A 13,537-nucleotide genomic window follows, 5' to 3' on the forward strand; every position below is an offset into this window, starting at 1 on the left:
ATTCGCCGCACCTACGAACGTCGTGATGCACGTGCGTCCCGACCTGCTTCGATGCCCGAGGCGCGCATGTTCGCGGCGCCGGCGACGCCAGGCTGCGCGGCGCCCGACACCCTGCAGCGCCGTGCCCTGCCAACCTGGGAACAGGCGCCTTGCCTTCATGGCATGCGACAGATTGTCGCAAATTTCGCGATGTTGCCTGCGGTCACTATTTTATATCCTGATGCAGTTCCGACTCGCTCAGGCCGAATGACATGAACGCTCCTACCTCTCCCATTGCCGGTCCCGACGCGGACATGCCGGCAAGCACGGGCCATGCGCAAATGCCGGCCGCCGTCGAGCGGGCGGACGGCGCCGGCTTGTCGCATAAGGAACGCGGGGCGACGGCGCAGCCGGGAGCGCGGCGCCTCGAATGCGGCGTGCACGGCTATGACGCGCTCACGGCCCTTCCCAATCATGCGCTGTTCCGCCAGCGCCTGGGCCAGGCCCTGGATCGCGCCGCGGGCACCGGCCGGCCGGTGCAGGTTGCGACCGTCGACCTGGACTTGTACCGACGGGTCAACTCCTGGTTCGGCCAGGACGCGGGCGAGCGCCTGTTGCAGGACATGGCGCGCCGGATCGAGGCGCTGGTGGGGCCCGAGGTGGCGGTGGCGCGTGAAAGCAGCGACCGTTTCCTGGTGTTGTTGGAAGGAGATCAATGTCTCGCCGAAGCGGGAACGGCCCAGGGCATCGCGGCCACGCTGGCCGAGCCGCTCGACTTCGCAGGTCACCCCGTGTATGCGGCCTGCTGCATCGGCATCGCGTCGTTTCCCGGGAACGGCAGCGATGCGGATGCGCTGCTGTGCGCCGCCGACCGCGCCCTGCGGCGCGCCCAGGCGAGCGGCCCCGGATCGCTACGCTACGCCGACACCAGCATCGACAAGGCCGAACTCGACCGGTTTCAGCTGGGCGCGGCCCTGCGCGATGCATTCGCGGCCGGAGAGTTGCGGCTGCACTACCAGCCGCAGGTCGACCTCGTCACCGGCCAGATCTCGACCGTGGAAGCGCTGGTGCGCTGGAGGCGGGGAGACGACGAGGTGCCTGCCGCCACGCTGATCGGCGCTGCCGAAAGCTGCGGCCTGATCGGCGAGCTCGGCGACTGGGTCTTGCGCACCGCCTGCGCCCAGGCCGCGGCCTGGCGCGCCATGGGATTTTCGGCGCTGCGCATTGCCGTGAACCTGTCGACACGCCAGCTTTCCACCGGAATGATCGAGGCATCGGTGAACCGGGCCTTGTCGGAGACCGGGCTGCCGCCCGAATGCCTGGACCTCGAGCTTGCCGAAAGCGCGCTGATGTATGACATGAACGGCAGCATGCAGTTCCTGCTGGCGCTGCAGGAACGTGGAATACGGCTGTGCCTGGACCATTTCGGGACCGGCACTTCCAGCCTGGCCCAGCTGCGGCGGCTGCCGATCGACGTCCTCAAGATCGATCAATCGTTCCTGAACGGCGTTCCGGAAGCGGACCAGGCGGCCGCGATCGTGGATGCGGTCATCGTCATGGGGCACAGCCTGGGCATGCGCGTGGTCGCCGTCGGCGTCGAACACGAAGCGCAGTGCGAATACCTGGCGCGCCACATGTGCGACGAGGTGCAGGGCTACCTGGTGTCCGAGCCGGTTGCGGGCGAGGTGCTCACGCGCATGCTGCACGATGGCGCCGGCCTGTCCGCGCGCCTGCTGCGCTTCGACCGCGCGCAGCCGACCCTGTTGCTGGTGGACGATGAACCGAGCATCCTGTCGTCCCTGAAGCGCCTGCTGCGCGGCGACGGCTACCGCATCCTGACCGCGAACAGCGGCCAGGCGGGCCTGGACGTCCTGGCCGAACATGCGGTCGACGTGATCGTGTCCGACCAGCGCATGCCGGGGATGACCGGCGTCGAGTTCCTGCGTACCGTGCGCCAGTCCTATCCAGAGACCGTGCGTATCGTCCTGTCGGGATTCACCGAACTGCAGACCGTCACCGATGCGGTCAACGCGGGCGCGATCTATAAATTCCTCACCAAGCCCTGGGACGACGGGCAACTGCGCGCCCACGTCCAGGAAGCGTTCACCTACGGGGCGATGGCCAATGAAAACCGCCTGTTGACACTCCAGGTGCATACCGCCAACCAGAAGCTGGCCGCAGTCAACCGGCGGCTCGAGTCGCTGCTGGCGCGGCAACGCCGTGAACTCGAATATGGCGCGATCAGCCTGGACATCGCGCACGAGGTATTGAACAACGTGCCGGTCGCCGTGCTCGCGAGCGACGACCTGGGCACGATCGTGCTGGCCAATCGCGCCGCGTCCTGCCTGTTCGCCGAACACGGCACGCCGCTCGGCCACGACCTGCACCGCTTGTTTCCCTGCCTGCCCGCGCTGTTGCCGGAAGGGGCCGGTCTCGGCTTCGAGTACCGGGGCCAGGACGGCGTCTTCCCGGCCAGCCTGCACCCGATGGGCCATGGCAGCCAGTCGCGCGGCTGGCTGATCACGGTTACCGGATTCGAATCACACCTGAGTGGACAGTCATGAAACGCTATCAAATTGTGGAACTGGACGCTGCGCAGGACGGCATGTGTCTGTACGACGACTTGCGCGACCGCGCCGGCAACCTGCTGCTCCCGAAGGCGACGGTGCTGACCGCGTCGACCATCAAGGCATTGCGCCGGCGCGATATCGAGGTCGTGTCGATCGTGGACGATACCGTCACCGAGGAGCAGCTCGGCGCCGCGCGCGAGCAGGCGAAGGCCCGCATCGCGTACCTGTTCCGCAATGCCGGGACCGGGTCGGCCAATGCCTTGCTGCGACAAGTGGTCGAGGCTTACCGGATGGCGGAGCTCGCATGAACAGCCTCGATGTCATCCAGGTCGTGCGCCGGATTCGTGACCTGCCGCCGCTGCCGTCCATTGTGCTCGACCTCATCAGTTCGTTCGAGCGCGAGGATGTCGATGTCGGGCTGCTGGCGGAAAAGATTTCGCGCGACCAGGCGCTGTCGGCGAAAATGCTCCGGTTGGCGAATTCCTCGTTCTACGGCCTGCCGTCGAAGGTGGGCACGGTCAACCAGGCCATCGTCGTGCTCGGTTTCGACGCCGCCCGCGCGCTGGCGGTGGCGGCCAATGTGATCGAGAGCTTCGAGGCCGGGCAGGGCGGCCAGATCGACGTCGCCGAGTTCTGGCGCCACTCGATCGCAACGGCCCTGTGCGCGCGCGGCCTCGCACGCCATGCCGGGCTGCCGCAGGACCACGCCTTCATCGCCGGACTGCTGCACGACATCGGGCGCCTGGTGCTGGCATCGGGATTCCCCGAGCAGTACGCCCAGGTGCTCGCGGTTTACGCGCGCGAACAGACGACCCTGAGCGATGCCGAGATGCGCGTGCTGGGCATTGACCACCAGCAAGTCGGGCGTATCCTAGGCGAAGCCTGGAAATTCCCTGTCGCGATCCAGAGCGCCATCGCCGAGCACCATCGGCCGATGGGAACGGGCCTGGCCAACCTGCCGGGCCTGATCCATGCCGCGAACGCGGTGGTCCAGGCACTGGACCTGGGCGCCGACGAACACGCCGCCGTGCCGCAGCTGCACGATGCGACGTGGACCAGCCTGCACATCAGCTTCGAACAACTGCAAGAAGCCTGCCGTGAAACGGAGGCCCAGTTCGAAGCGACCTGTCAACTCCTGATGCGTACCAAAAACAATGAATGACATTAAGGACATCACGTGCGCCGGCGAGTGCGCCGCGCGCGAAGAATCCGCGGAGGCGGAGCTGTTGCGTCGCAACCGTGAGCTGACCGAACTGAACGAGAAACTGTCGAGGGCCCAGGAGCAATTGCTGCAGTCGGAAAAGCTGGCATCCATCGGACAGCTGGCGGCCGGGGTCGCTCACGAAATCAATAATCCCATCAGTTTCGTGTTTTCGAATTTCGGCACGCTCGACGCCTACATCGTCGACCTGCTGCGGGTGCTGGCCCAGTACGAAGAAGCGGAACCCTTCATCGCGGATCCGGCGATGAAGGCGCGCATCGGCGCCTTGCGCAAGCAGGTCGAGCTCGATTACCTGGTCGAAGACGTGCCCGTCTTGATGAGCGAATCGCGCGAAGGGATCGAGCGGGTCCGCAAGATCGTCCAGGACCTCAAGGATTTCTCGCGCGTCGACGGCCACCAGGACTGGCAGTGGGTCGATCTGCACCATGGCATCGATTCGACCCTGAACATCGTGAACAACGAGGTGAAGTACAAGGCCGATATCGTCAAGGAGTACGGCGCCATTCCCGAAGTCGAGTGCCTGCCTTCGCAGATCAACCAGGTCATCCTGAATATCGTGGTCAACGGCGCCCAGGCGATCAGTGGCGTACGGGGGCGCATCACGATCCGTACCGGCTGCGACGGCGCCAACGTATGGATCGAAATCGCCGACAATGGCAGCGGTATCCCCAAGGCAATCCAGTCGCGCATCTTCGACCCGTTTTTCACCACCAAGCCGATCGGCAGCGGGACCGGACTGGGGCTGTCGCTGTCGTACGGCATCATCCAGAAGCACCACGGCCGCATCGAGGTCCAGAGCGAACCGGGCGTCGGTTCCACCTTCAGGATCGAACTGCCCATCCAGCAGGAGCGCGACCCGGACGCCGGCGCGGAGGGACCGTGAGCGCCGCGGCCCCGGCCGAGGCCATGGCCGTCGCGACGATCCTGTGCGTGGATGACGAGCCGAACATCCTGGCCTCCCTGCAACGCTTGTTCCGCAAGCATCATTTCCGCGTCCTGTGCGCCGATGGCGCCGCGGCCGGGCTGGCGGCGCTCGAGCGCGAGCCGGTCGATCTGGTGATCTCCGACATGCGGATGCCGCATTGCAACGGCACCGACTTCCTGGAGCGTGTCCGCGCACGCTGGCCGGCCACGATGCGGCTGCTGCTGACCGGCTATGCCGATCTCGGCTCGATCGTCGGCGCCATCAATCGCGGCGAGATCTACCGCTATATCACCAAGCCCTGGAACGAAGAAGACATCCTGCTGATCGTGCGCGATGCGCTGGGGCGCAGGAGCCTCGAACAGGAAAAGGAGCGGCTCGAACAGCTGACCAGGCAGCAGAACCACAGCCTGCTGGAACTGAACGCCACGCTCGAGGAGCGGGTACGGGCGCGCACGCTGGAATTGCAGTCGGCCCAGCAGGCCTTGCTGGTCTCGAACCACCGGCTCAAGGGCAACTTTCTCACGTCGATCAAGATCCTCTCGAGCATGATCGAGATGCGCGGCGGGGCCATGTCCGGCCATGCGCGCGGTGTCGCCGATCTGGCGCGCAAGCTCGCGCTGCGAATGGGGTTGCCTGCGCGCGAGGCCCAGGACGTGTTCATCGCGGGGCTGTTGCACGGGATCGGGAAGACCGGGTTTCCCGACAGTTTGCTGCGTATTCCGGAATACGTGCTCAAGGGCGATACCCTGGGCGAGTATCGAAAGTATCCCCAGCTCGGAGAGCAGCTGCTCATGCCGCTCGAAGAGTTGCGCGAGACGGCGCGCCTCGTCGGTGCGCACCGGGAGCGCTTCGACGGCAGCGGTTTTCCACACCGGCTGGCCGGGTTCGACATCCCGGTCGGCGCCCGCATCCTTGCCGTCGCCTACGACTTCGAGGCGCTGCAGAGCGGCCATCTGGTGCAGCGCCAGTTGAACGCCGGGCAGGCGGCAGGACTGATGGCCGAGAGCCGCGGCAAGCGTTACGACCCGGACGTCATCGAAGCGCTGTACGACATCCGCACGGGACGCCACGTCACCGACGAGGTTCCCGACGTCGTGATGGGCGTCGCCCAGCTCAAGCCGGGCATGACGCTTGCCCGCGACCTGGTGTCCGAGGACGGGGCCCTGCTGCTGTCGGCGGAACACGTGTTGAACGAACGTTTGCTCAAGCAGCTTGCCGACTTCGAGCGGCGCTCGGGAAGCAGCTTGCAGCTGCATATCCGGACGGGGACGTCCTGATGCGTCGAATACTGCTTCTCGACGACGAGGAGGCCGTCCTGAATGCGCTGCAGCGCGCCCTGCGCCTGGAATTCTCCACCGACAGCGTCCAGGTCGAGGCTTTCATGCAGCCGGAGGCCGCGCTGTTGCGGGCCGGCGAGCAGGATTTCGACATCGTGGTTTCGGATCTGCGCATGCCGGGGTTGACGGGAGCGGACGTGCTCCAGATGATCAAGGGCTTGCAGCCGGAGGCGGTGCGCATCGTGCTGAGCGCCTCCACCGAGCGCAGCGATATCGTGGCCGCGGTGAACCGCGCCGAAGTGTTCCGTTACCTCGCCAAGCCATGGGAGAGCCGCGAATTGATCGCGACCATCCACGCCGCCTTCAGGTACCGGGATGCGCGCATGCGCACGCGTCCCGGGGCGACGCTCGCGCCGGCGCCGGCCAGCGCGCACGAACTCGAGCTGCTGCGGCTGGAGCGCGAAGAGCCGGGCATCACGCACGTCGATTGGGATGAGCATGGCAACGTCCGGCTGTTTTGAGGCGGTGGGCGCGCGCGTGTTGTCGAAGGCGGATCGGATGGCAAGGCTGAGTGTGCCGCACGATGCGGGCGTCGTGACACAGGGCGACGCGCTGGTCAAACTGACACACGAGTGACGTCGAAGGCGCGCGCATGGCTGGCGGAACACGACAGGAGCTCGACCGGTCGGACCGCTTGCCGCAGATCGACCTGCGCTGCCGGGGGGCATGGCCGTGCCGGCTGGAGCGCGCGCGGCGCCAGGTCAGCTGACCAGCCCGTGCCGGAAGGCATAGCGGATCAACTCGGCGTTGTTCCTGATGTGCAGTTTGGTGAAGATACGGCAGCGGTAGGTGTTGACGGAGCTGATACTGATGTCGAGCTTGCCCGCCACCTGCTTGACCGCGGTGCCCGTGGCCAGCAAGCCCAATACCTGATGTTCGCGGTCGGTCAGGCGCTCGTGCGCCTTGCGCAGATAAGGCGACGCCGCTTCGTTGGCAAGCAGTTCGGCCAGGGTTTCGCTGACGTAGCGCCCGCCGGCGTGCACCTTGCGGATGGCCTTGACCACGACGTCGGCGGCCAGCGTTTTGCTGATGTAGCCCGACGCGCCCAGCCGCAGGACGGCAATGCCGAACTGCTCCTCGCCGTGCGCGCTGAGCACGAGGACCGGCATGCCGGGACAGCGCGCGGTCACGGTGCGCAGCGCGTCCAGTTCATGCGTCGGGCTCAGGTTCAGGTCGAGCAGCAGCACGTCCGGCTCGGTAGCCTGCACCATGTCCAGGGTGGCTGGCAGGCTGCCGCTTTCCCCCACCAGGATGATATCGGATTCCACCGACAAGACGTTCTTGACGCCTTCGCGAACAAGCGGATGGTCGTCGGCAACGGCGACCCGGATGACCTGGGGGCACGGGAGAGGTAAGATGTTCATAAGGTAAATTCAAGCCAGCTTCATGACAACGCCAGGACCGCCATCGCGGACCAAGGCTCGGCCGGGACCGGCAGGGTGTGAGAGGCGATTCCTGCGCCAGATTCCTGCGCCATACGATCGGTCATTTTTCACGGACGACCGGATCGCACCATTGTCCCGTCGATTTTTTGCCTAATATGTATGAGATGAGTGGCGCAGGCCGCCACTCGACTTGCCGGGCTTGGCCTCAATGTATGTACAACCCACGACATCCTAATCAGAAACAATTTCCATACATTGAGACAAAATGTCCCAGCTAACATCCTTGCAAGATGACCGATCGGCAAGCTGGTTACCCCGGCTGGCCGCGCACGGCGGCCCGCGGTTCCTGCAGATTGCGGATGCGCTGCAGCAGGCAGTGGCCGATGGCCTCCTGAAGTCGGGCGACCGCCTGCCGCCGCAGCGCCAGCTGGCGGCGCAGCTGGACGTCGACCTGACCACGGTCACCCGCGCCTACGACGAAGCGAAGCGCCGCCACCTGCTGGAAGGGCGGGGCGCGCGCGGCACCTACGTCGCGGCGCCGAAGTTCGACCTGGCGCCGGTGCTCGACCTGAGCATGAACACGCCGCCGCCGCCGGATGGCGTCGACTTCGACGACATGCTCAAGCAGGGCCTGCGCCAGGTGCTGATGCGGGCGGATAGCGGATTGCTGATGAGCTACCACCTGGGTGGCGGCAGCGAATCCGATCGCGAGGTGGGCGCGCGCTGGATGGCGCCGATGTTCGGGCGCGTCGATCCGCGCCAGGTGATCGTCTGTCCGGGCGCCCAGGCCGCGATCGCCGCGTTGATCCTGACGCTGACCGCGCCGGACGACGTGATCCTGGTCGAGCCGACCGGCTATCCGGGCCTGCGCGCGGCGGCGACGCAGTTCGGCCGGCGCATCGTGACGGTTGGCGCCGACCGGCACGGGATGCTGCCCGAGCGCCTCGAACAAGCGTGCCGCGAACACGCGCCGCGGCTGGTCTATCTGAATCCGACATTGCAGAATCCGACGACGGTCACGATGCCGGCGCAACGGCGGCAGGAGCTCGCCGCCATCGCCAGGCATGCCGGTGTGCGCATCGTCGAGGACGATCCTTACTGGCTTCTCGCCGAGGCCCCGCCGCCGCCCATCGCCACGTCCGCCCCAAGCCATGCGTACTACATCTCGAGCCTGTCGAAATGCCTGACTCCGGGACTGCGGATCGCCTTCGTCCTCGTGCCCGACCCGCAGGAACGTGAGCGTCTGCTGGTCGCATTGAGGTCGTTCGCATTGATGGCTCCACCGTTGGCGGGAGCGCTTGCAACCCAGTGGATCCTGGACGGCTCCGCCGCCCGGCTGCTGGAAGGGGTGCGCACCGAAGCGCGGATCCGGCATCGGATGGCGCGAAATATCCTGGCCGGCCGGTACACCGGTGTGGGTGACGGCCTGCACGTATGGCTCGAGTTGCCCGCGTACTGGAATGGCACCCAGCTTGCGCGCGCGGCGGACAAGGAAGGCATGGCGGTCGCCCCCGGCGAGGCGTTTGCCAATGGAAGCGATTCGGTGAACGCGATCCGGATTTCGCTGGGCTGTGTCAGGGACCGGGGACGCCTGCAGACGGGCCTGCAGCGGCTGTCCCAGCTGCTGGCGCGGCGGCCGGAGAGTTCTGGTACGCCGCCCGCGTAGTCCGCGCGCCGTGCAGGCGGCACCTGGCGCGTGGGGGAGGGATCAGGAACGGGATCAGAAACGGGACCAGAAACGGGGATCAGAAACGCGCGCCGTCGCTTGCAGGGGGCGCGGGTGCAGGCGGGACGTTCCGGTAGCGCAGGCTGAGGAGAGCATAACAGATCATCGCGACGGTGAGGCCGAGCAGCATGTAGCTGGTTCCGGGCAGCAGGATAGCGATGCCGCACAAGGCGAAGGCGATCAGGGTATTGACGACCAGCCGCCCCCGCAATTCGGGGCGTTCCATGAAATAGCCGTACTGCTTGCCGATGAAAAAGCAGAGCGCGCCGATCACCGCCAGTGCACGGAAGTCGGACTCCACGATGTCGTCGAGGATCGCATGCCGGATCAGGCTGGCCAGCACCGACAGGCCGACGAAGACGAGAAGGTGCGAGTACAGCACCGAATGGCCGGTAGTGAGCTTGCGTTCGGTCAGCAGATGAAAACTGTCGAAATAGACCCACCAGATGGCCGATACCATCACGAAGCCGGTGGCGGCAGTGGCCATTCTCTGCGCGGTCCAGTTGATGTTCGCCAGTCCCGCGGACATGCTGAACACGGACTCGCCAAGTATGATGATCGTGAGCAGACCGACACGCTCGATCAGGTGTTCGGTGTGCACGGGAATGGTCCGTAGATGACGCGGCAAGAAAAAGATGAACGCCAGCAGATCGAACAATATGCCGACATAAAACATCACATATTGCCATGGCGGCGCGAACAGGACCGCCGCGAGGCTGAGGGTGGCCCCGGCCACGATCACCCGGCCGATCGCGCTGGCGAGCCCCGCACTTTCCGGGTGCCGGTATTTCGACACGAAGTACATCATGGCGATGACGTATTTCGCGCCGACGTAGCAGAAGACGATGGCGTCGAAGCTGGTCAGGAATCGCTTGCCGATCAGGCCCGAGACGACGATCAGCAGGAACATGATGACCAGGGTTGCCAGGCGGTGCTTGCGGTCGTCCGCGTCGAACCGGTTGGCATACATCGTGTGGCTCGCCCAGATCCACCACAATGGGATAAAAATCAGCACGAACTTCCAGAACTGGACCGGGTCGAGATGCCCCTCGTGTGTGTGGCTCAGGATATGCGTGACGTCACCGATCGTTACCACGAAGATCAGGTCGAAGAACAACTCCAGCCAGGTGGCGTGCCGATTAGGATCGAAATATTTTGTGTTGTACATGTGGCCTGGTGCTCGCCCTGCACCAGACCCGCGCCAGTTGCCCCGCCAGGGTCTACCGCGTGGTGTTCGTGGCAGTGATGCGCATTTCTCTAGTGCTCCATCTTATTTGGACACCAAAGCCGACCCAGGGTTCCGCTATTCCTTTCCATTTTGCGCAAGGCGAATTTAGCGCGCGCCACGCGGTCTAACTGAAATCGCTTGCCTGTGTTGCGCAGCCGGGAACCCGCCCGGCGCGCCGCAGGTGGTCGGCGCCGAGCAGGTTCGGGCGGCGCTTTGTCAACCGCAACACACGGAGGTAGACCCGATGGCTACAGTCAAGCTCGACAAAGAGGTGTGGCAACCCTATTTTGACCGGATTTCGAAGTTAATCTTGGGCAAACAAACCGAGATCGAGGTCGCGTCGCTGAATATCGGCGTGCAGATCGCCGCCAAGTGGGTGCCGCTGCTGGGCATCACTTACGACCACAAGAACGATCTGGTGGAGGTGCTGCTGGAAGGACTCGACCACCTGATCCGGCACCCCCGCGACATCTACATCAACCAGGAGCCGGCGGGATTGACGAGCATGGAGGTGATCGACGCCGACGACGTGCGCCAGATTATCCGGCTGCGCGATCCGCTCATGCTGCCTTACGACCCGTCCCCGTGACCGGCCGCCAGCCGCGGCAGGATCTCTTGACCGATCTCGTCGAGCACGTCGCCCGCATTGCGTGCGCCGTACTTGAAGTTCAGGATGACGTGGTTGACGCCGATCGAGCGCAACGCCTCGAGAAAGCGCAGGACGAAGTGCCGGCCGCCGCGAAAGCCCAGGTGGATCGGCGTTGGCGCGGCGTCGGGATCGTCGCTCAGGTCGACGTAGAACGATTGCACGAACGGCTTGAAGACGCCGGGCGCGGCGGTTTCGACCGCGGCGCGCCAAAGCGCCGCGACCTCGGCCTGACGCTGGAGTGCGCGCGGGTAGGTGATCCACCCATCCGCATGTTTGGCGATCCAATCCAGCGGCTGGCCGCTGTGACCGGTCACGAGCATCGGCACGGGCGTGATCGGCTTGGGTACGAGATCCGCGCTCCCGTCCAGGGTGCCGTGCGGCCACTGGACTTGCGGGAACTCTTCGGCGAGGACCGTGCGCACGACGCGCAGGTTGTCGCGGAACAGGGCCGAACGCTGTTCAAAGTCGATGCCGAAGGCCGGGAACTCGACGGGCCGGTCACCGGAGGCGATGCCGAGGACCAGGCGGTTGCCCGACAGCCGGTCGATCGATGCCACGCCCTTCGCGGTATGCAGGGGGTGGCGGAGGGTGAGGACCAGGGCGCCGGTGGCCAGCGCGATGTCGTGGGTCTGCGCCGCGATCCAGCCCAGATAGACCCACGGATCGTACACCTGGCCCACGTCGCCGAAGCTGGGATCGCGCAGCGGCACGTCGCGGCACCAGAGCGCAGCATATCCCAGCTCTTCGGCGCGGCGCGCCAGGCGCTCCTGGCCGAGCATGGTCGGCCGGTCGCCGGCGAACGCCTCGATCGGGAAGAACACGCCGAGCGTCAGGCGGTTCGGCGCAAACATGCGCTGAAAGCCTTTGCAATCGCCTGGCTTGGCGCTCCGGTTCACTGTCAGCATGTCTGCCATGATCTCGTCCTGTCGATCTCCCACCGGATATATCGAGCGCGGGACATCGCCGGTCGGCGGCCGGCCCCAGCACGCCCGGAACCCGACGTCGCGCGATCGCCGGGCAGGCCGCCGTATGCAGCCGGCCGATGCCGCCCGGCGCCGGGTGAGGTGGTACGCGCTACCTCTTCTGGTACACGAACGGGGGCATCGCCTTGAGCGCCTCCTTCGTCGCCCCAGGCAAGGTCATCTGCTTATTCTGGAGCTTCAACTGCTCCATCGGGATGGCCACGTCGCGCTTGCCGATCCCGAGGAATCCACCCACGCCGATGATCGCAAACGAGGCCGCGGGGAGCTTGCCATCCTTGCTTGGGGAGATGATCAGGTCGTCGATCTTGCCGACCTTTTCGCTCTTGTCGTTGACGACTGTCTTGCCGATCAGATCTTGCTTGGCGCTCCATCCGACGACGACAGCTTCCAGCTCGATCACGGTGACGCCCAACGGCGCCCTGCCCACAACCGGCGCGGCAGGGGCCTGCGCGGTCGACGCCGCCGGCGCCTGGGCCGATGCAACGCCCATGCAGAGCGGTGCCGCAGATATCGCTAAGACTGCAATGATTCGTTTCATGACGCTACCCTCCTGGTTAGCCATCTGGCATCCAACTATAGGAGCGACGGTGGCACGCACGGATCGAAGTCATTGGGAGCTTGATCTACATCTACCCTGAGGTCTCAGAGACTAGTATTTACTTGCGGGTCCGCAGTACGTACCTATACTGAATCCTTCATGCGCGGCGCCGGCGTCACGTCGACTGGCGCATGGACGGTGGCGAACGGCGAAGAGCCTTGCCAGATTCCTAGCTATGGAGCAAGTGGAGGTATGATGAAAACGGATGACGAGATTAAACGAGATGTCGAGGCTGAATTGCGATACGACCCCGACATCGATCCAACGAACATCGCGGTGAGCGTCAAGAGCGGGGTTGTCACCCTGGCAGGGTTTATTCCGAGTTACCTCCAGAAAATCGAGGCGGAAAAGGATGCGAAGCGGGTACAGGGGGTGGTTGGCGTCGCTAACGATCTCGAGGTCCGCCTGCCGAGCGTGGACCAGCGTCCGGATCCGGACATCGCACGCGACGCGGTCGCGGCGCTGAAAGCGCAGCTGCCTTATTCTTACCAGAACTTCAAGGTGATCGTCAGGGACGGCTGGATCACGCTGGAGGGCGAGGCCGAGTGGCACTACCAGAAAGAAAAGGCCGAGATGTCGGCACGTGGCGTGAAAGGTTGCAAAGGGGTGATCAACTCGATCAAGATCACGCCCAAGGTTGCTGCACAAGAAATCAAACGCAAGATCGAGGAAGCGTTCATGCGCAGTGCCGAGGTCGATGCGAAAAATGTCCAGGTCGAGGCCAGCGACGGCGAAGTGGTCCTCAAGGGAACCGTGCACTCTTGGTTTGAGCGCGAGCAGGCCGAACGCGCGGCATGGATGGCGCCGGGCGTCAAGAGGGTCGAGGACCGTATCGTTGTCCAGCCCTGAGACAACGCCGACACAGATCTGGGAGCCATGTACGCCAGACTACAGGAGCACTCCCATGTACCCGGAATGAACCACGCCGGCGGATC

General features: G+C 65.0%; 13 protein-coding genes. 9 read left to right on the plus strand and 4 right to left on the minus strand.

Features of this window, described 5'->3' with window-relative positions; translation table 11 throughout:
* Nucleotides 1-251: 251 nt before the first annotated feature.
* The 6 genes from ACZ9AQ_RS06340 to ACZ9AQ_RS06365 are packed head-to-tail and all read left to right on the plus strand — an operon-like array spanning nucleotide 252 to nucleotide 6,494.
* Nucleotides 252-2,543 (plus strand): EAL domain-containing protein, encoded by a 2,292-nt coding sequence (locus tag ACZ9AQ_RS06340; RefSeq protein WP_429201870.1) that lies wholly within the window; start codon nucleotides 252-254, stop codon nucleotides 2,541-2,543.
* Nucleotides 2,540-2,857, plus strand: coding sequence for a hypothetical protein (locus tag ACZ9AQ_RS06345; RefSeq protein ID WP_429201868.1), 318 nt, complete (start codon nucleotides 2,540-2,542; stop codon nucleotides 2,855-2,857). Before ACZ9AQ_RS06340 ends, ACZ9AQ_RS06345 begins: the two co-directional genes overlap by 4 nt.
* Entirely contained in the window at nucleotides 2,854-3,711 is an 858-nt protein-coding gene (locus tag ACZ9AQ_RS06350) for an HDOD domain-containing protein (protein ID WP_429201866.1), read from the plus strand. Before ACZ9AQ_RS06345 ends, ACZ9AQ_RS06350 begins: the two co-directional genes overlap by 4 nt.
* Nucleotides 3,704-4,654, plus strand: coding sequence for an ATP-binding protein (locus ACZ9AQ_RS06355; protein ID WP_429201864.1), 951 nt, complete (start codon nucleotides 3,704-3,706; stop codon nucleotides 4,652-4,654). Before ACZ9AQ_RS06350 ends, ACZ9AQ_RS06355 begins: the two co-directional genes overlap by 8 nt.
* Entirely contained in the window at nucleotides 4,651-5,973 is a 1,323-nt protein-coding gene (gene nosR / locus ACZ9AQ_RS06360; protein WP_429201862.1) for a response regulator c-di-GMP phosphodiesterase, NosR family, read from the plus strand. The genes ACZ9AQ_RS06355 and nosR overlap by 4 nt, the downstream gene beginning before the upstream one ends.
* Complete coding sequence (locus tag ACZ9AQ_RS06365) at nucleotides 5,973-6,494, plus strand: response regulator (protein ID WP_429201860.1); 522 nt, start codon at nucleotides 5,973-5,975, stop codon at nucleotides 6,492-6,494. The genes nosR and ACZ9AQ_RS06365 overlap by 1 nt, the downstream gene beginning before the upstream one ends.
* A gap of 240 nt (nucleotides 6,495-6,734) precedes the next feature.
* Here the strand turns inward: ACZ9AQ_RS06365 and ACZ9AQ_RS06370 are convergent, their stop codons facing one another.
* Nucleotides 6,735-7,397 (minus strand): response regulator, encoded by a 663-nt coding sequence (locus ACZ9AQ_RS06370; protein ID WP_429201859.1) that lies wholly within the window; start codon nucleotides 7,395-7,397, stop codon nucleotides 6,735-6,737.
* A 286-nt stretch (nucleotides 7,398-7,683) separates the two neighbouring features.
* On the opposite strand from ACZ9AQ_RS06370, the gene ACZ9AQ_RS06375 reads away from it, so the two are divergent.
* On the plus strand, nucleotides 7,684-9,084 hold the full coding sequence (locus tag ACZ9AQ_RS06375; protein ID WP_429201857.1) for an aminotransferase-like domain-containing protein: 1,401 nt from the start codon (nucleotides 7,684-7,686) through the stop codon (nucleotides 9,082-9,084).
* Nucleotides 9,085-9,163: 79 nt separating this feature from the next.
* On the opposite strand, the gene ACZ9AQ_RS06380 is transcribed toward ACZ9AQ_RS06375, so the two are convergent.
* Nucleotides 9,164-10,312: a low temperature requirement protein A gene (locus ACZ9AQ_RS06380; RefSeq protein ID WP_429201856.1), complete on the minus strand. Its 1,149-nt coding sequence runs from the start codon at nucleotides 10,310-10,312 to the stop codon at nucleotides 9,164-9,166.
* Between the two features lie 304 nt (nucleotides 10,313-10,616).
* Between ACZ9AQ_RS06380 and ACZ9AQ_RS06385 the strand changes: the two genes are divergently transcribed.
* The gene (locus tag ACZ9AQ_RS06385) at nucleotides 10,617-10,961 is read left to right on the plus strand and encodes a DUF5335 domain-containing protein (RefSeq protein ID WP_429201854.1); all 345 of its coding nucleotides are present in this window, start codon (nucleotides 10,617-10,619) and stop codon (nucleotides 10,959-10,961) included.
* Here ACZ9AQ_RS06385 and ACZ9AQ_RS06390 read toward each other — a convergent pair.
* Nucleotides 10,943-11,935: an LLM class oxidoreductase gene (locus ACZ9AQ_RS06390; protein ID WP_429201852.1), complete on the minus strand. Its 993-nt coding sequence runs from the start codon at nucleotides 11,933-11,935 to the stop codon at nucleotides 10,943-10,945. The genes ACZ9AQ_RS06385 and ACZ9AQ_RS06390 overlap by 19 nt on opposite strands.
* A 160-nt stretch (nucleotides 11,936-12,095) precedes the next feature.
* Nucleotides 12,096-12,542 (minus strand): PRC-barrel domain-containing protein, encoded by a 447-nt coding sequence (locus tag ACZ9AQ_RS06395; protein ID WP_429201851.1) that lies wholly within the window; start codon nucleotides 12,540-12,542, stop codon nucleotides 12,096-12,098.
* 255 nt (nucleotides 12,543-12,797) lie between these two features.
* Here ACZ9AQ_RS06395 and ACZ9AQ_RS06400 point away from each other — a divergent pair, with 255 nt between their 5' ends.
* Complete coding sequence (locus tag ACZ9AQ_RS06400) at nucleotides 12,798-13,451, plus strand: BON domain-containing protein (protein WP_429201849.1); 654 nt, start codon at nucleotides 12,798-12,800, stop codon at nucleotides 13,449-13,451.
* The last annotated feature ends 86 nt before the right edge of the window (nucleotides 13,452-13,537 follow it).

It is taken from the genome of Massilia sp. UYP34, assembly GCF_056279385.1.